This is a genomic window from Pseudomonas sp. LBUM1670, from assembly GCF_059695695.1.
In genome coordinates this window covers 745,550-763,433 of the sequence record NZ_CP166783.1, presented here as the reverse complement: position 1 = coordinate 763,433, position 17,884 = coordinate 745,550, and the positions used below count along the sequence as shown (strand labels likewise).

Genomic DNA, 17,884 nt, shown 5'->3' with positions numbered 1-17,884 from the left:
CACTGCCTTACCAACTCCTTCTGGGCTTCGATGATCTGAAGCAACTCGCTGCCGAAAACTGCGTAACTCTTTGTTTACCAAGGAGTTTTCCGTTTCGACTGCGCCGGAAGTGGGGCGAATTATAGACTTCCAGAATCTGCCGTCAACCACTATTTTCACATTTCTGTCATATAGGTCAGAAAATCCCGGAAACACGAAGTCCGAGCCCCAAGGGGCTCGGCTTTCTTCCCTTCTACTTACAAGCTAGGGAACGCAAATTGCGACGCTTCATGGCTCGCACGCTGTGGCCAACGCTGGGTAATGGCCTTGCGACGGGTATAGAAGCGCACGCCGTCCGGGCCATACGCATGCAGATCGCCGAACAGCGAACGCTTCCAGCCGCCAAAGCTGTGATAAGCCACCGGTACCGGCAACGGCACATTGACGCCGACCATGCCGACTTCGATCTCATCACAGAACAACCGCGCCGCTTCCCCGTCACGGGTAAAGATGCAGGTACCGTTGCCATATTCGTGATCGTTGATCAGTTGCATCGCCTCTTCCAGACTGTTGACCCGAACGACGCACAGCACTGGCCCAAAGATCTCTTCTTTATAGATGCGCATTTCCGGCGTGACATTATCGAACAGGCAGCCACCCAGGAAGAACCCTTCCTCATGACCGGCGACGCTCAGACCACGACCATCAACCACCAAAGAAGCACCGGCAGAAACGCCGTCTTCTATATAGCCACTGACTTTGTCGCGAGCCTGACCGGACACCAGCGGCCCCATGTCCAACCCACAAGAAGTACCCGCACCGATTTTCAGCGCCTTGATCTGCGGCACCAGCTTGGCCACCAGTGCATCCGCCACCTGGTCGCCAACACACACGGCCACCGAGATCGCCATGCAACGCTCGCCGCAAGAACCGTAAGCCGCGCCCATCAGTGCGCTGACGGCGTTATCCAGATCTGCATCCGGCATCAGCACTGCATGGTTCTTCGCCCCACCCAGTGCCTGAACGCGTTTGCCGCGCTTGGTGCCTTCGGCGTAAATGTATTCGGCAATCGGCGTCGAACCGACAAAGCTCAACGCTTTGACTTCCGGGGCTTCGATCAGCGCATCCACCGCTGCCTTGTCGCCATGCACCACGCTCAGTACGCCTTTTGGCAGACCAGCTTCGAGCAACAGCTGAGCAATCAGCAGCGTCGAGCTTGGATCACGCTCGGACGGTTTAAGGATGAAGCAGTTGCCGCAGACGATTGCCAGCGGATACATCCACAGCGGCACCATCGCCGGGAAGTTGAACGGGGTGATCCCGGCAACCACGCCCAACGGCTGGAAGTCCGACCAGGCATCAATGTTCGGGCCGACGTTACGGCTGTATTCACCTTTGAGGATTTCCGGCGCGGCACAAGCGAACTCAACGTTCTCGATCCCGCGCTTCAGTTCACCGGCAGCATCTTCCAGCGTCTTGCCGTGCTCTTCGCTGATCAGTTGGGCGATGCGTGCTTCGTTCTGTTCCAGCAGTTGCTTGAAGCGGAACATCACCTGAGCGCGCTTGGCCGGTGGTGTGTTACGCCAGGCCGGGAACGCAGCCTTCGCCGAATCGATGGCTTTCTGAATGGTTTCGCGGCTGGCCAATGGCAGCTTGTGGATGGCCTGACCGGTAGACGGGTTGAACACATCGGCAGTGCGACCGACTTCGGTCACCAGTTCGCCGTTGATCAAATGCGGGATAAGGCTCATGCGGGGCTCCTGAAAAGTTGTCCACAGACGCCCTGTAAAGGGCGCCTCTATATAGAAGGGAAAATCAGTCGATTTTGTTCAGCACTTCGCCGACCGCGTCGAACAGACGATCAAGGTCTTGCGGCTTGCTGTTGAAGGTTGGGCCGAACTGCAGGGTGTCGCCGCCGAAACGCACGTAGAACCCGGCTTTCCACAGCGCCATGCCCGCTTCGAACGGACGCACAATGGCGTCGCCGTCACGCGGGGCAATCTGGATCGCGCCGGCCAGACCGTAGTTACGAATGTCGATAATGTTTTTCGAGCCCTTCAGGCCGTGCAGCGCATTTTCGAAATGCGGCGCGACTTCGGCCACGCTCTGCACCAGGTTTTCCTTTTGCAGCAGGTCGAGCGCTGCCAGGCCCGCGGCGCAAGCCACCGGGTGCGCGGAGTAGGTGTAGCCGTGCGGGAACTCCACGGCGTACTCCGGCGTCGCCTGGTTCATGAAAGTCTGGTAGATCTCGGAGCTGGCAATCACCGCGCCCATCGGGATCGCACCGTTGGTGACTTGCTTGGCGATGCACATCAGGTCCGGGGTCACGCCAAAGCTGTCGGCGCCGAACATCGAGCCGGTACGGCCGAAACCGGTGATCACTTCGTCGAACACCAGCAGGATGTTGTGCTGATCGCAGATCTCGCGCAGACGCTTGAGGTAACCCTCAGGCGGAACCAGCACGCCAGCGGAACCGGCCATTGGCTCGACGAATACAGCGGCGATGTTCGAAGCGTCATGCAACTCGATCAGCTTGAGCAGTTCATCCGCCAGGGCGATACCACCCTCTTTCGGCATGCCACGGGAATAGGCATTGCTCGCCAGCAAGGTGTGCGGCAGGTGATCGACGTCCATCATCGCCTGACCGAAGATTTTGCGGTTGCCGTTCACGCCGCCGAGGCTGGTGCCGGCAATGTTCACACCGTGGTAGCCACGGGCACGACCGATCATTTTGGTCTTGGTTGCCTGGCCTTTCAGACGCCAGTAAGCGCGAACCATCTTCACCGCGGTATCCGCACACTCGGAACCCGAGTCGGTGAAGAACACATGATTCAGATTGCCCGGCGTCAGGTCAGTGATTTTCTCCGCCAGTTGGAACGACAACGGGTGGCCATACTGGAAGCCCGGTGAGTAATCGAGGGTGCCCAACTGCTTGGCGACCGCTTCCTGGATTTCCTTGCGAGTGTGCCCGGCGCCACAGGTCCACAGACCGGAGAGCGAATCGTAGACCTTGCGGCCCTTGTCGTCCGTCAGCCAACTGCCTTCAGCCGCCACGATCAGTCGCGGGTCGCGCTGGAAATTTCGGTTGGCGGTGTAGGGCATCCAGTGAGCATCGAGCTTGAGCTGGCTGGCCAGGGAATTCGGGGCGTTTTCAGGCAAGTTCATGGGCAAAACCTCGCAGGGCAATAAGCGGCGTGGAGATGAAAAGCGTTCTTGCAGCTAAATTGCCACGGGGATAAAGTCGGTGAAATCCAACTTTTCTAACCTTCAGTCAGGTCGTTACTAAACTATGAGCAGCCGTCGCCCCGATCCGCTGGCACAAGTCAGCGACTTTGATATTCGCCTGCTGAGGATTTTCCGCAGCGTGGTGGAATGCGGCGGCTTCTCCGCAGCCGAATCGGTGCTCGGCATCGGGCGCTCGGCGATCAGCCAGCAGATGAGCGATCTGGAACAGCGTCTCGGTTTGCGCCTGTGCCAACGCGGTCGCGCCGGGTTTTCCCTGACCGAGGAAGGTCGCGAGGTTTACCAGTCGGCATTGCAGTTATTAAGTGCGCTGGAAAGCTTCCGCACCGAAGTCAACGGTCTGCACCAACATCTGCGCGGCGAATTGACCATCGGCCTGACCGACAACCTCGTCACCCTGCCCCACATGCGCATCACCCATGCCCTGGCGCAATTGAAGGAGCGTGGGCCGGACGTGCAGATCCAGATCCGCATGATCGCGCCCAATGAAGTCGAACAAGGCGTGCTCGACGGCCGCTTGCATGTCGGCGTGGTGCCGCAGGCGAGCGCGCTGTCGGGGTTGGAATATCAGCCGCTCTACAGCGAACGTTCGCTGCTGTATTGCGCGGTCGGTCATCCCTTGTTCTACGTCGACGACAAGCAACTGGACGATGAACGCCTCAACAGCCAGGACGCCATCGCCCCGACCTTCCGTTTGCCGGCCGAAATCCAGGCGCATTACCAGGCACTCAATTGCACCGCCAGCGCGTCGGACCGTGAAGGCATGGCATTCCTGATTCTTACCGGACGCTATATCGGCTACCTGCCCGATCACTACGCCAGCCTCTGGGTTCAACAAGGTCGCTTGCGCGCGCTGAAACCAAAAGCGCGCTTTTATGACCTCAGCCTTGCATCGGTCACACGCAAGGGACGTCGCCCGCATTTGGTGCTGGAAAGCTTCCTTGAGAGCCTGGCCGCAACGCGATAAAAATTGTGGGAGCGGCGGTGCGACGATTCGACTTGCTCGCGAAGGCGGTGTGTCAGTCGATATTCATGCGGCTGACACACCGCCTTCGCGAGCAAGCCCGCTCCCACAGAGACTGTGTTCAGGTTTTATCGTGTCGGGACTTGTCTGGAAACTGTGGGTGCGCTATCAACGCACTGGTTGCACCCACTCACTTGTCCGGAAGTGCCTATGACCTTTGAAGTCCCCGCTCACGGCGGCAAACCTGCCAGCCGCATTCGTCAGAAGAACGAAGAGACCATCATCAAAGCCGCCGAAGACGAGTTCGCCCGACACGGGTTCAAAGGCACCAGCATGAACACCATCGCCCTCAATGCCGGGTTGCCCAAGGCGAACCTGCATTACTACTTCACCAACAAACTGGGGTTGTACGTGGCGGTGCTGAGCAACATCCTTCAGTTGTGGGACAGCACCTTCAACACGCTGACTGCCGAGGATGATCCGGCCGAAGCGCTGACGCGATACATCCGCGCCAAGATGGAGTTCTCCCGTCGCCAACCGCAAGCCTCGCGGATTTTCGCGATGGAAGTCATCAGCGGCGGCGAATGCCTGACCGAGTATTTCAACCAGGATTACCGCGCCTGGTTCCAGGGCCGAGCGGCGGTGTTCCAGGCGTGGATCGACGCTGGCAAAATGGACCCGGTCGACCCGGTCAACCTGATCTTCCTGTTGTGGGGCAGCACCCAGCATTACGCGGATTTCGCCACGCAGATTTGCCGGGTCAGCGGCCGCACCAAGTTGACCAGGCAAGACATGGAAGACGCCGGCAACAACCTGATCCGCATCATTCTCAAAGGCTGCGGCCTCACTACAGCTATATAAGACACTTATGCCTTTTACCCTCAGCGGCTTTTGCGAATTCCGCGAAGAAATTCGCAAAAGCCGCTTCATCACTTTCGCCGCGCCGATCAGCAGCCCTGCTGAAGCCCAGGCGTTTATCGAACAACACAGTGATTTGAATGCCACGCACAATTGCTGGGCATGGAAGCTCGGCGCTCAATACCGCAGCACTGATGATGGCGAGCCCGGCGGCACGGCTGGCCGACCGATACTGGCGGCGATCGATGCGCAGGATTGCGATCAGGTCGCCGTGCTGGTGATCCGTTGGTATGGCGGCATTCAACTCGGTACCGGTGGCCTCGCCCGGGCGTATGGCGGCGGCGCCAACAAGTGCCTGCAAGCGGCGCCGAAGATTGAGCTGATCAGCCGAGTGCCTGTGAGTTGCGCCTGCGGGTTTGCTGAACTGACGCTGGTGAAACTTCGGGTGGCGGAGCTTGGCGGACTGGTTGTAGAAGAAACGTTCACGGCCAACGGTGTAGAGCTGCAATTGGCGATGGGCGAAGCGCAGATCGAGACCCTGCAAACGCAGCTCGCGGATTTGAGTCGCGGGCGCATTCTGTTGCAACGTTGAAGATCAAAAGATCGCAGCCTTCGGCAGCCCCTACAGTGAAAACGCGATCCAGTGTAGGAGCTGCCGAAGGCTGCGATCTTTTAGTGCATCGACATCTCTTACGCTCCTGACAGTTGCCCACATCTACTGTGCACCCGGCTGTGGATAACCTGAGCACATACCGCTGTAACCCTTCTGTCATGCGGCTTTGCGGGCATTGCTCATTTTTCGCCCAATCTGCCATCACAAACACGAAATCAACGTAAAAACAATCAGTTAGCGTTGTTTATCACCTTTAGAAGAAAGCCGCCCAGTGCTTATGCCCGAGCTTTGCGCTTGCGCACAAATACTGTGGAGCAATCTGTGGATAACCCGTTCATGGCTGTCGCGGCCCCATGCCCGGCATGGCTTGCCATGGGTTGTTCGTTTTTTGACCAAACCTTGATGAGCGAAAGCGGAGCCTGATCAACGGCTTCGCCCTCAAGTGGTGCCTGACTGGCCGTCGAAATGTGGCGAGGCAGCGTCCTGAACGCCTTGGCCGCCTTGGTTTTTCATTTTTCCTGACTCAATGGCCAGGAACTTGCTTTATCCACAGGCATAACTTCAACCGACCCGAGTCTGTCATGCCCACCCCCGTGCCGATCCCCGATCAAACACCCCGTTTGCAACTGTGCAGAATCAGCAAGCGCTACCCAGGTTGTCTGGCCAACGATGCCATCGACCTGAGCATTGCACCGGGTGAAATTCATGCGCTGCTCGGCGAAAACGGTGCGGGAAAAAGTACGTTGATGAAGATCATCTACGGCGTGACCCAGGCCGATTCCGGCGAGATGATCTGGCAAGGTCAGCGCGTCAACATGCGCAATCCGGCTCAGGCTCGCGGCTTGGGGATCGGCATGGTGTTCCAGCACTTCTCGCTGTTCGAAACCCTCAGCGTGGCGCAGAACATTGCGTTGGCGATGGGCGCGGCCGCCGGTACGCCGAAACAGCTTGAGCCAAAAATCCGTGAGGTGTCCCGGCGCTACGGCATGGCGCTGGAGCCGGAGCGACTTGTCCACAGCCTGTCGATTGGCGAACGCCAGCGGGTCGAAATCATTCGCTGCCTGATGCAGGACATCCGCCTGTTGATTCTTGATGAACCGACGTCGGTGCTGACGCCGCAGGAGGCCGACGAATTGTTCATCACCCTGCGCCGACTGGCAGCCGAGGGTTGCAGCATTCTGTTTATCAGCCACAAGCTCGGTGAAGTTCGCGCCTTGTGCCATAGCGCCACGGTGCTGCGCGGTGGTCGGGTGGCCGGGCATTGTGTGCCCGCCGAGTGCTCTGATCAGCAACTGGCGACATTGATGGTCGGTGAAACAGCCGGGCTGATGGCCGATTACCCGAAGGTGTTGGGCGGTGATGCATTTTTGAACGTGAGCGGATTGTCGTGGCATAACCCGGACCCGTTCGGTTGCTCGCTGAAAGACGTCGATCTCGAAGTGCGCAGCGGCGAAATCGTCGGCATCGCGGGGGTCGCAGGCAATGGGCAGGATGAGTTGCTGGCGTTGCTCAGCGGCGAAGAACGCCTGCTTCGTGATGACGGCAAGACGATCCGTTTCGGCGGGCAAGCAGTCGCCCATTTAAGGCCGGATGCGCGCCGTAAACTCGGTCTGGCGTTCGTGCCCGCCGAGCGTCTGGGCCACGGCGCGGTGCCGGAATTGAGCCTGGCGGACAACGCCCTGCTCACAGCCTTTGAACAAGGGCTGGTCAGCAACGGGCTGATCCAGCGCGGCAAGGTCGCAGCGCTGGCCGATGAAATCATCCGCCGCTTCGGCGTCAAGACACCCGACGCGCAAACACCGGCCCGCAGCCTGTCCGGCGGCAATTTGCAGAAATTCATCCTTGGCCGGGAAATCCTCCAGCAACCAAAACTGCTGGTAGCCGCGCACCCGACCTGGGGCGTGGATGTCGGCGCCGCCGCGACCATTCACCGCGCGTTGATTGCCTTGCGCGATGCCGGCGCGGCGATTCTGGTGATCTCCGAAGACCTCGATGAACTGTTCCAGATCAGCGACCGGCTCGGCGCCTTGTGCAGCGGTCGATTGTCGCCGCTCAGGGCCACCGTCGACACGCGTCTGATCGATGTCGGCGGCTGGATGGCTGGCCAGTTCGACGCCCCTCAATCACTCGCAAACGCAACGGTTTAACGGAGTTTCACATGCTGCTTTCTCTCGAACCCCGCGGCCAGCAATCGCGCCTGATGTTGTGGTGCTCGCCGTTGCTGGCGGCGATCCTGACATTGGGCTGCGGCTCGCTGCTGTTTATCGCGCTGGGCCACGACCCGTTGTTGACGTTGCATACGTTGCTGATCGCACCGGTCAGCGACCTCTATGGCGTCTCCGAATTGCTGGTCAAGGCGCTGCCGATTCTGCTCTGCGCACTGGGTCTGGCCGTGGCGTATCAGGCACGAATCTGGAACATCGGCGCCGAAGGACAACTGCTGCTCGGCGCGCTCGCCGGCAGTGCATTGGCGGTGAACATCATCGACCTGCAAAGTCGCTGGGCGCTGGTGTTGATCCTGTTCGTCGGTACGTTCGCGGGCGCGGCATGGGCCGGGCTGACAGCATGGTTGCGCACACGCTTCAATGCCAACGAAATCCTCACCAGCATCATGCTCAATTACATCGCCCTGAACCTGTTGCTGTTCTGCGTGCATGGGCCGTTGAAAGATCCGGCCGGGTTTAACTTCCCGGAGTCGGCGATGTTCGGCGATGCAAGCCGTTTACCGTTGTTGATGGAAGACGGTCGGGTTCATGTCGGGGTGTATTTCGCGTTGCTGGCGTTGGTCGCCGTGTGGGTGTTGTTGCAGAAAAGTTTTGTCGGCTTCCAGATCAAAGTGCTCGGGCTGGACAAGCGTGCCGCGGGCTTCGTTGGTTTTCGCGAGAAGCGGCTGATCTGGCTGGCGCTGCTGATCAGCGGTGGCTTGGCCGGGCTGGCCGGCGTGTGTGAAGTCACCGGGCCGATTGGCCAACTGGTGCCGCAAGTCTCGCCGGGATACGGTTATGCCGCGATCACCGTGGCGTTTCTCGGGCGACTCAATCCCATCGGAATTCTGTTTTCCAGCCTGTTGATGGCGCTGCTGTACATCGGCGGCGAAAGTGCGCAGATGAGCATGAATCTGCCGCAAGCGATCACGCAATTGTTCCAGGGCATGATGCTGTTTTTCCTGCTGGCCTGTGATGTGCTGATTCTTTATCGACCGCGCTTGAACCTGCACTGGGCCCGCCGTGCGCCAGTCACCGCCGTACACGCTGGAGCACTGTGATGGATATCGATCTGCTGAGTAATATTTTCTACGCCATGGTTCGTTGCGGCACGCCGTTGCTGTTGGTGGCGCTGGGCGAACTGATCTGCGAGAAAAGCGGCGTCCTCAATCTCGGCCAGGAAGGCATGATGCTGTTTGGCGCGGTGATCGGCTTTATCGTCGCACTGAACAGCGGCAACCTGTGGCTCGGCGTGCTGCTGGCGATGCTCGCCGGTATGTTGCTGTCGTCGTTGTTTGCGTTGGTAGCGCTGGTGTTCAACGCCAACCAAGTGGCCACCGGGTTGGCGCTGACGATCTTCGGCGTGGGCCTGTCGACGTTTGTCGGCGCGGCGTGGGTCGGTAAACCGCTGGCGGGATTTGAGCCGGTGGCGATTCCTTACATGAGTGACATTCCGCTGATCGGGCGGATGCTGTTTGCGCAGGATCTGCTGGTGTATCTGTCGTTCACGTTGTTTGCGCTGGTGGCGTGGGTGATTGTGAAAAGTCGCATCGGTTTGATCATCCAGGCAGTCGGGGAAAACCCGGATGCCGCCAGTGCGATGGGATTGCCGGTGTTGGGCGTGCGTACGCTGGCGGTGTTGTTTGGCGGGGCGATGGCGGGATTGGCCGGGGCGTATCTGTCGCTGGCCTATACGCCGATGTGGGCAGAGAACATGAGCGCCGGGCGTGGCTGGATTGCCCTGGCGCTGGTGGTGTTTGCGAGTTGGCGGGTTTGGCGATTGCTGCTTGGGGCTTATCTGTTCGGGCTCGCCAGCATCCTGCACCTGGTGGCGCAGGGGCTGGGGCTGGCGATTCCGTCGAGCCTGTTGGCGATGCTGCCGTATGTCGCGACGATTGTGGTGTTGGTGATGTTGTCGCGGGATGCGCTGCGCACTCGGTTGTATGCGCCGGTGTCGTTGGGGCAGCCGTGGCAGGGCGGGCATTAGCGGTAGCCGGGCGGGCTCTTCGCGAGCAAGCCCGCTCCCACAGGGTTTTGTGTCGGCCGACAATCCCGGGGTCAATTCGATCCCTGTGGGAGCGGGCTTGCTCGCGAAGGCTGGCGAACCGGCAACACCTGAACCACGCCCCACGCCAATTCAAAGATCAGGAAAATCACCAACAGCGAACTGGCGCCATGCAGCAAGGCATACAACTGCCAGGCAGAAAACAGAAACCTGCCCACCGCGTCATAACGGCCATAAACCTGCTGCGGATCACGAATCCGCAGCACGGCCCACACGCACACGATCGACCCCAGCAGATTCGCCATCAGCATGTGCATCGGCTCGAACGCCGGCAATTCTCCGGGCAAGTCGAACACCCGGCTCACACTCATCAAAACACCGTGCAACGCCGCAAAAGTCCACGGCGTGACAAACGCTGCCGTCACGATCAAGTCATACCAGGCGCTGCCGCGCACCAACCGGCGATACTGCATTGAAGTCCACATCGGCCTTGCTCCATAAATTCAGGGAGCAACAAGGCTAAAGCCTGGAGTATGCTCCAGGGTCAAGCCCCTCTCGAGACGTCAGGATGCGTATCGGTGAATTAGCCCAGGCCAGCGCTGTCAGCCGTGACACGCTGCGCTTCTATGAGCAACGCGGATTGATCGCCGCGCAACGCAGCGCCAACGGTTATCGCGATTATCCGCCGGACGTGGTGCAACTGGTGTTGTACATCAAGACCGCTCAACGGCTGGGCTTTACCCTTGGCGAAATCGGCAACAGCGTCGCCGCGTTGTGGCAGTCGCCCGACCCGGACAGCGCCGTCACGCAACTGCTGCAAGACAAACTCAAACTGATCGAAACCCGAATGGATGAACTTGGCGCGCTGCGACATGAGTTGCAACAACGGCTCGGGCAACGTTGTCCCTTAACTCCGTGATCCTCATTTATCAAGGAAGCCACTCATGTCCAAGGCAAAAACCGCACTCGTCATCGGCGCCTCCCGGGGCCTGGGCCTCGGCCTGGTGAAAACCCTGCTGACCGATGGCTGGCAAGTCACCGCCACGGTGCGCAACCCACAGAATGCCGACGCCTTGCGGGCGCTGGGCAACGTGCGGATCGAAAAACTCGACATGGACGATCAGCAGGCCGTCATCGCGTTGAGTCAGCAACTCAAGGGGGAAGTGTTTGATCTGTTGTTCGTGAATGCCGGTGTGAAAGGGCCTGACGTTCAAACGCCGGGCGGCGCGACGCTGGCCGAAGTCGGTCAGTTGTTTTTCACCAATGCCGTGGCGCCGATCAACCTGGCGCAGCGTTTTGTCGGGCAGATTCGCCCGGACAGCGGCGTGCTGGCGTTCATGAGTTCGGTGTTGGGCAGCGTGACCATGCCGGACGCGCCGGAGCTGGCGTTGTACAAGGCGAGCAAGGCTGCATTGAACTCGATGACCAACAGCTTCGTGACGCAATTGGGCGATCAGAAACTGACCGTGTTATCGCTGCATCCGGGCTGGGTGAAAACCGACATGGGCGGCGAAGGCGCTGATATCGATGTGGAAACCAGTACGCGTGGGCTGGTTCATCAGGTGAATGCCTACACTGGCAATGGCGGGCATCATTTTGTGAATTACAAAGGTGAAACCATTCCCTGGTAACACCGCAGATCGAATGTGGGAGCGGGCTTGCTCGCGAAGGCGGTGTATCGGTCAAAGTTGATTTCGACTGACACACCGCCTTCGCGAGCAAGCCCGCTCCCACAGGGTTTCATTTCACATCGGGATTTGCGTCTCCTGGTCGGGCCGGGCTTGCCCGCAACGCAGTTTTGTTTGAAACTCCGCACCTCGCCCCCGCGGCGACCCTGGATCAGCAGACAGGGTAATCACTGAGCTGGCTAACCTGAACCCAACTTTCAGAGGAGCCGGCCAACATGCCTGCGACCCGTACCTGGTTAAAAAATCCCCTCGCGATCTTCGCTGCCAATGGCCTCGATGCCCGTGGCGGCCTGGTGGTGCAAGACGGTCTGATCGTCGAAGTGCTTGCCGCCGGCCAGCAACCGTCCGTGCCCTGTGGGCAAGTCTTCGATGCCCGCGAGCATGTGATCCTGCCGGGGCTGATCAACACCCATCACCACTTCTATCAAACCCTGACCCGCGCCTGGGCGCCGGTGGTCAATCAGCCGCTGTTTCCGTGGCTGAAAACCTTGTACCCGGTATGGGCGCGACTCACTCCTGAAAAACTCGCCCTCGCCACGAAAGTCGCGCTGGCGGAGTTGCTGCTGTCTGGCTGCACCACGGCGGCCGATCACCATTACCTGTTTCCTGAAGGTCTGGAAAATGCGATCGACGTGCAAGTGGAGAGCGTACGCGAACTGGGTATGCGCGCCATGCTGACCCGCGGCTCCATGAGCCTCGGCGAAAAGGACGGCGGCCTGCCACCGCAGCAGACCGTGCAGGAAGGCGAAGTGATTCTCGACGACAGTCGGCGCCTGATCGCCGAATACCACGAGCGCGGCGATGGCGCGCACATCCAGATCGCCCTGGCGCCGTGCTCGCCCTTCTCGGTCACCCCTGAAATCATGTCCGCCAGCGCCGAACTGGCGAACAAACTCGATGTGCGCCTGCATACGCACCTGGCGGAAACCCTCGACGAAGAAGACTTCTGCCTGCAACGCTTTGGCCTGCGCACCGTCGATTACCTGGACAGCGTCGGCTGGCTCGGTCCGCGCACCTGGCTGGCGCATGGCATCCACTTCAACCCGGACGAAATCGCCCGCCTCGGTGCGGCGGGCACCGGCATTTGCCATTGCCCGAGCTCGAACATGCGCCTGGCCTCTGGCATTTGCCCGACACTCGACCTGACCGCCGCCGGCGCGTTGCTGGGGCTGGGTGTGGACGGTTCAGCGTCCAACGATGCATCGAACATGATGCTCGAAACCCGTCAGGCGCTTTACATTCAGCGGCTGCGTTATGGCGCCGAGAAGATCACACCAGAACTGGTGCTGGGCTGGGCGACCAAGGGCTCGGCGAGTTTGCTGGGGCGTACTGACATTGGTGAGCTGGCGGTCGGCAAACAGGCAGATCTGGCGCTGTTCAAGCTGGATGAGCTGCGCTTCTCCGGCAGTCATGATCCGGTGTCGGCGTTGCTGTTGTGCGGCGCGGACCGGGCGGATCGGGTGATGGTCGGCGGGAAGTGGCGGGTGGTTGACGGACAGGTTGAGGGCCTGGATCTCAAAGGTCTGATCGCCGACCACAGCCAGGCGGCTCGGCAGTTGATCGCCGGCACCTAAGTCGATCGCGATCTAATGTGGGAGCGGGCTTGCTCGCGAATGCGGTGTGTCAGTCGAAATCAACTTTGACTGATACACCGCATTCGCGAGCAAGCCCGCTCCCACATTGACTCCGTTTCCACATTGGTTTTGTGTGGGATTAGAGTCCGAGCACCGACAACATGATGAACGTCGCAAACAACACAAAGTGCGTCATGCCTTCAATGGCATTGGTTTCGCCATCGTTGAGGTTGATCGCGCTGACAATCAGGGTGAGGAAGATCATCACCGTCTGCACCGGTGTCATCGCCATCTGAAACGGTTGACCGGTGTAGAGCGCCATCGCTTCCATCACCGGCACCGTCAGGATCACCGTCGACAACGAGGCGCCCATGGCGATGTTGACCACCGACTGCATGCGGTTGGCCAGCGCCGCGCGCAAGGCCGTCAGAATCTCCGGCGCCGCAGAAATCGCCGCCACCAGAATCGCCGTGATCACCGGCGGTGCGCCCGTCCCTTTCAGGCCCAGGTCGAGGGTCTTGGACATCACCTCGGCCAATGCGCCGATCACCACCACACCAAACACCAGCGTGCCGATACTCAACGCGAGGTTGATCGGTTCAGGCTCTTCTTCCGGGACTTTTTTGCGGCGTTTTTCCGGGTAGCTGTAGCTGAAAAAATAACTGTGCGGCCCGACCTGCATGCGCAGGAACAGGGCGTAAAGCACGACCATCGCGCCAATGGTGAACGCGGAATACATTTTCCAGTTCGTCTCGGGAATGAACTCCGGCACTACCATGGAAACGCCCATGGCGGTGAGGATCATCACGCTGTAGCTGCGCGCCGAGTCATCGTTGTAGGACTGTTCACCGTGCTTGATCCCGCCGATCAACGCGGCGAGGCCGAGGATGCCGTTGATGTCGAGCATCACCGCCGAGTAAATCGTGTCGCGCACCAGCGTCGGCGACGCTTCGTTGCTCATCATGATCGCCAGGATCACCACTTCCACCAGCACCGCCGCCAGGGTCAGGATCATCGTGCCGTAAGGGTCGCCGACTTTTTCCGCCAGCAGTTCGGCGTGATGGGCGACGCGCATGGAGGCGGCGACGATGAAGGCGATCAGCACGAGGCCGGCGGTCAGGGCTGTGGGCTGGCCGCTGTGCAGCATCCAGTGTTCCATCGGGTAAGCGATGAAGGCGGCGATCAGGGCCAGCAGCAGAAACTTTTCTTGCCTGAGAAATGTGAGCATTGCGGGCCTTTGTGCCGAATGAAGCGGAGTCAGTGTGATGAGCTAACTGACTGCGGGGCGGCGCTAACGTTTCGTTACACCTTAGCGCACCAGTGACATGCAGCCTGGCAAGGCCATGCACTTTTATCGGTCTTACGGGCCTCTTCGCGAGCAAGCCCGCTCCCACAGGATTTGCGCAGGTCATGTGGGAGCGGGCTTGCTCGCGAAGGCCGTTACACGGTTTCGGGCTATTTGTTGTCCTGTTGGTCAGTAATTTGCATTACCTCCTCCAACCTCAAAACAAAATGGAGTTGTAATTCATGCATAAACGTCCGTTGAAGAAGCTGCTGTGCGCCGTCGCCGTGGCCGTCGGTCTGAGCGCCAGCCTGACCGCCAGTGCCGCCGACCCGCTGAAAGTCGGCTTCGTCTACATCGGTCCGATCGGTGACCACGGCTGGACGTATCAGCATGAACAGGGACGCAAAGCGCTGGCCGAAAAACTCGGCGACCAGATCACTACCAACTACGTGGAGAACGTCGCCGAAGGCGCTGACGCCGAGCGGGTGATCCGCAACATGGCCAAGGACAAGTACGACCTGATCTACACCACGTCCTTCGGCTACATGAACCCGACCCTGAAAGTTGCGAAGCAATTTCCCAAAGTGACCTTCGAACACGCCACCGGCTACAAGCAGGACAAGAACCTTGGCACTTACCTGGCTCGCACCTACGAAGGTCGCTACGTCGGCGGTTTCCTCGCGGCGAAAATGACCAAAACCAAGAAGGTCGGCTACGTCGCGTCCTTCCCGATCCCTGAAGTGATCCGCGACATCAACGCCATTCAACTGGCTCTGAACAAGTACAACCCCGGTACCGAGATCAAAGTGGTGTGGGTCAACTCCTGGTTCGATCCGGGCAAGGAAGCCGACGCCGCCAACGCGTTGATCGACCAAGGGGTGGACGTGGTGTTCCAGCACACCGACAGCCCGGCGCCGATTCAGGCTGCCGAGCGTCGCGGTGTGTACGCCGTCGGCTACGCTTCGGACATGGCGCACTTCGGGCCGAAAGCGGTGCTGACTTCAATCGTCAACGATTGGGGACCGCACTACATTCAGGCGACCCAAAGTGTGCTCGACAACACGTGGAAGTCGCAGGATTACTGGGGTGGCTTGAAGGAAGGCACGGTTGAACTGCCGATCAGCGATCTGGTGCCCGCGCCGGTGAAAGCCGAGGCCGAGCAGATCATTGCAGACATCAAGAGCGGTGCGCTGCATCCGTTCACCGGACCGATCAAGGATCAGGCCGGCGTCGAGAAAATTCCGGCAGGTGTGACGGCAAGCAACGCGGAATTGGCCTCGATGAATTACTACGTTGAAGGCATGAAGGCCGAGATACCGAAGTAATTCCCAAGCCAAACACACAAACCTGTGGGAGCGGGCTTGCTCGCGAAAGCGGTGTTTCAGTCGACATCATCATTGAATGACACACCGCATTCGCGAGCAAGCCCGCTCCCACATTTTGATCTTCAGCGTTCTTGAGGATTGCGCATGAATCAACTCCCCATCATCGACATTGCCCCGCTGTACACCGACGACCAAACCGCCTGGCAATCAGTCGCTACGCAAATCGACCACGCCTGCCGCGAGTGGGGCTTTTTCTATATCAAGGGCCATCCGGTTTCCGTCGAGCGCATCGACGCCGTGCTCGACCACGCCCAACGTTTCTTCGCCCTGCCCACCGCTGAAAAACTCAAGATCGACATCACCCAAACCCGACACCATCGCGGCTACGGCGCCATCGCCACCGAACAACTCGACCCGAGCAAACCCAGCGACCTGAAAGAAACCTTCGACATGGGCCTGCACCTGCCGGCCGAACACCCTGAAGTGCTCGCGGAAAAACCGTTGCGTGGCCCCAACCGTCATCCGTCGATGCCCGGCTGGGAAGCGTTGATGGAGCAGCATTACATCGACATGCAGGCGCTGGCCCAAACCCTGTTGCGCGCGATGACAATGGCGCTGAACATCGAACGCGACTTCTTCGACGAGCGCTTCAAAGACCCGGTCAGCGTGCTGCGAATGATCCACTACCCGCCGCGCCATACCGCCAGTTCCGAAGATCAACAAGGTGCCGGCGCGCATACCGATTACGGCTGCATCACGTTGTTGTATCAAGACTCCGCGGGTGGTTTGCAAGTACGCAACGTGCAAGGCGAATGGATCGAAGCACGGCCGATCGAAGGCACGTTCGTGGTCAACCTCGGCGACATGATGGCGCGCTGGAGCAACGACCGTTACCGGTCGACGCCGCACCGGGTGATCAGCCCGCTGGGCGTCGATCGATACTCGATGCCGTTCTTCGCCGAGCCGCATCCCGACACGCACATCGAATGCCTGCCTGGTTGTCAGAATGAAATGCATCCGGCGAAATACCCGGCCACTACCTGCGCCGAGTTCCTGCTTTCGCGCTTTGCCGATACGTATGCTTATCGGCGGGAGCAGGAAGAGATTTGATGAACCGCTTGGTCAGGTTTTACCAATTGTTGCAGCGAGCATCTGTAGAATGCCGTCATTGCACCTGATGAGATTTCAACAATGTACGATTGGCTGAACGCCCTGCCCAAGGCAGAACTGCACCTGCACCTCGAGGGCTCGCTGGAACCCGAGCTGCTGTTCGCCCTGGCCGAACGCAACAGGATCGCCCTGCCGTGGAGCGATGTCGAAACCCTGCGCAAGGCGTACGCCTTCAACAACCTGCAAGAGTTTCTCGACCTGTATTACCAGGGCGCCGATGTGCTGCGCACCTCCCAGGATTTCTACGACCTGACCTGGGCGTACCTGTTGCGTTGCAAGGCGCAGAACGTGATTCACACCGAACCGTTCTTCGACCCGCAGACCCACACCGACCGTGGCATCCCGTTCGAAGTGGTGCTTAACGGCATCGCCGCCGCGTTGAAGGATGGCGAGCAGCAACTGGGCATCACCAGCGGTTTGATCCTGAGTTTCCTGCGTCACTTGAGCGAAGACGAAGCGCAGAAGACCCTCGACCAGGCGCTACCGTTCCGCGATGCGTTTGTGGCCGTCGGCCTGGACAGCTCGGAAATGGGTCACCCGCCGAGCAAGTTCCAGCGTGTGTTTGATCGTGCCCGTCACGAAGGTTTCCTGACCGTTGCCCACGCCGGTGAAGAAGGCCCGCCGGAGTACATCTGGGAAGCCCTCGACCTGCTGAAAATCCAGCGTATCGACCATGGCGTGCGCGCCATCGAAGACGAGCGTCTGATGCAGCGGATCATTGACGAGCAGATCCCGTTGACTGTGTGCCCGTTGTCGAACACCAAGCTCTGCGTGTTCGATCACATGTCCCAGCACAACATTCTCGACATGCTTGAACGCGGCGTGAAAGTCACCGTGAACTCGGATGACCCGGCGTACTTCGGCGGGTATGTGACCGAGAACTTCCACGCGCTGCACACCGATCTGGGCATGACCCAGGATCAGGCCAGACGTCTGGCGCAGAACAGCCTGGATGCCAGGTTGGTAAAACCCTAAG

Annotated in this window: 16 protein-coding genes and 1 pseudogene; 13 read left to right on the top strand and 4 right to left on the bottom strand. The window is 59.6% G+C overall.

Annotated elements, in window-relative coordinates; translation table 11 throughout:
• Positions 1-236 precede the first annotated feature (236 nt).
• A complete protein-coding gene (locus ACA073_RS03455) occupies positions 237-1,730 on the bottom strand; it encodes a CoA-acylating methylmalonate-semialdehyde dehydrogenase (protein WP_497401667.1) in 1,494 nt (497 codons plus the stop codon).
• Positions 1,731-1,794: 64 nt separating this feature from the next.
• A complete protein-coding gene (gene aptA, locus ACA073_RS03450) occupies positions 1,795-3,144 on the bottom strand; it encodes an omega-aminotransferase AptA (protein ID WP_497401665.1) in 1,350 nt (449 codons plus the stop codon).
• 124 nt (positions 3,145-3,268) lie between these two features.
• Here aptA and ACA073_RS03445 point away from each other — a divergent pair, with 124 nt between their 5' ends.
• The 6 genes from ACA073_RS03445 (at position 3,269) to ACA073_RS03420 (ending at position 9,848) form a co-directional block, all read left to right on the top strand.
• A complete protein-coding gene (locus ACA073_RS03445) occupies positions 3,269-4,189 on the top strand; it encodes a LysR family transcriptional regulator (protein ID WP_008006295.1) in 921 nt (306 codons plus the stop codon).
• Between the two features lie 207 nt (positions 4,190-4,396).
• On the top strand, positions 4,397-5,047 hold the full coding sequence (locus tag ACA073_RS03440; RefSeq protein WP_497401663.1) for a TetR/AcrR family transcriptional regulator: 651 nt from the start codon (positions 4,397-4,399) through the stop codon (positions 5,045-5,047).
• A gap of 7 nt (positions 5,048-5,054) precedes the next feature.
• A complete protein-coding gene (locus ACA073_RS03435) occupies positions 5,055-5,636 on the top strand; it encodes an IMPACT family protein (RefSeq protein ID WP_497401662.1) in 582 nt (193 codons plus the stop codon).
• Between the two features lie 602 nt (positions 5,637-6,238).
• Entirely contained in the window at positions 6,239-7,804 is a 1,566-nt protein-coding gene (locus ACA073_RS03430) for an ABC transporter ATP-binding protein (RefSeq protein WP_497401660.1), read from the top strand.
• Between the two features lie 11 nt (positions 7,805-7,815).
• Complete coding sequence (locus ACA073_RS03425; protein ID WP_497401658.1) at positions 7,816-8,922, top strand: ABC transporter permease; 1,107 nt, start codon at positions 7,816-7,818, stop codon at positions 8,920-8,922.
• Entirely contained in the window at positions 8,922-9,848 is a 927-nt protein-coding gene (locus ACA073_RS03420; RefSeq protein ID WP_497401656.1) for an ABC transporter permease, read from the top strand. The genes ACA073_RS03425 and ACA073_RS03420 overlap by 1 nt, the downstream gene beginning before the upstream one ends.
• Before the next feature lie 71 nt (positions 9,849-9,919).
• Here ACA073_RS03420 and ACA073_RS03415 read toward each other — a convergent pair whose 3' ends face one another.
• On the bottom strand, positions 9,920-10,351 hold the full coding sequence (locus ACA073_RS03415) for a hypothetical protein (RefSeq protein WP_497401654.1): 432 nt from the start codon (positions 10,349-10,351) through the stop codon (positions 9,920-9,922).
• Between the two features lie 83 nt (positions 10,352-10,434).
• Between ACA073_RS03415 and ACA073_RS03410 the strand changes: the two genes are divergently transcribed.
• From ACA073_RS03410 to ACA073_RS03400, 3 genes are all read left to right on the top strand, one after another.
• Positions 10,435-10,785 (top strand): MerR family transcriptional regulator, encoded by a 351-nt coding sequence (locus ACA073_RS03410; RefSeq protein ID WP_497401652.1) that lies wholly within the window; start codon positions 10,435-10,437, stop codon positions 10,783-10,785.
• 25 nt (positions 10,786-10,810) lie between these two features.
• Entirely contained in the window at positions 10,811-11,497 is a 687-nt protein-coding gene (locus ACA073_RS03405; protein ID WP_497401650.1) for an SDR family oxidoreductase, read from the top strand.
• Between the two features lie 272 nt (positions 11,498-11,769).
• Positions 11,770-13,128 (top strand): 8-oxoguanine deaminase, encoded by a 1,359-nt coding sequence (locus ACA073_RS03400; RefSeq protein ID WP_497401648.1) that lies wholly within the window; start codon positions 11,770-11,772, stop codon positions 13,126-13,128.
• A gap of 139 nt (positions 13,129-13,267) precedes the next feature.
• On the opposite strand, the gene ACA073_RS03395 is transcribed toward ACA073_RS03400, so the two are convergent.
• Positions 13,268-14,356 carry a calcium:cation antiporter gene (locus ACA073_RS03395; RefSeq protein WP_497401646.1) on the bottom strand — a complete coding sequence of 363 codons (1,089 nt, stop codon included), beginning with the start codon at positions 14,354-14,356 and terminating at the stop codon, positions 13,268-13,270.
• 299 nt (positions 14,357-14,655) lie between these two features.
• Between ACA073_RS03395 and ACA073_RS03390 the strand changes: the two genes are divergently transcribed.
• From ACA073_RS03390 to ACA073_RS03375, 4 genes and pseudogenes are all read left to right on the top strand, one after another.
• Positions 14,656-15,738: a BMP family ABC transporter substrate-binding protein gene (locus ACA073_RS03390; RefSeq protein WP_497401644.1), complete on the top strand. Its 1,083-nt coding sequence runs from the start codon at positions 14,656-14,658 to the stop codon at positions 15,736-15,738.
• Between the two features lie 24 nt (positions 15,739-15,762).
• Positions 15,763-15,849 (top strand): annotated as a pseudogene (locus tag ACA073_RS03385) (metal ABC transporter ATP-binding protein); the annotation flags it as partial.
• A 33-nt stretch (positions 15,850-15,882) separates the two neighbouring features.
• A complete protein-coding gene (locus ACA073_RS03380; RefSeq protein ID WP_497401642.1) occupies positions 15,883-16,848 on the top strand; it encodes an isopenicillin N synthase family dioxygenase in 966 nt (321 codons plus the stop codon).
• An 81-nt stretch (positions 16,849-16,929) separates the two neighbouring features.
• Positions 16,930-17,883 carry an adenosine deaminase gene (locus tag ACA073_RS03375; protein WP_497401640.1) on the top strand — a complete coding sequence of 318 codons (954 nt, stop codon included), beginning with the start codon at positions 16,930-16,932 and terminating at the stop codon, positions 17,881-17,883.
• Position 17,884: the final 1 nt, after the last annotated feature.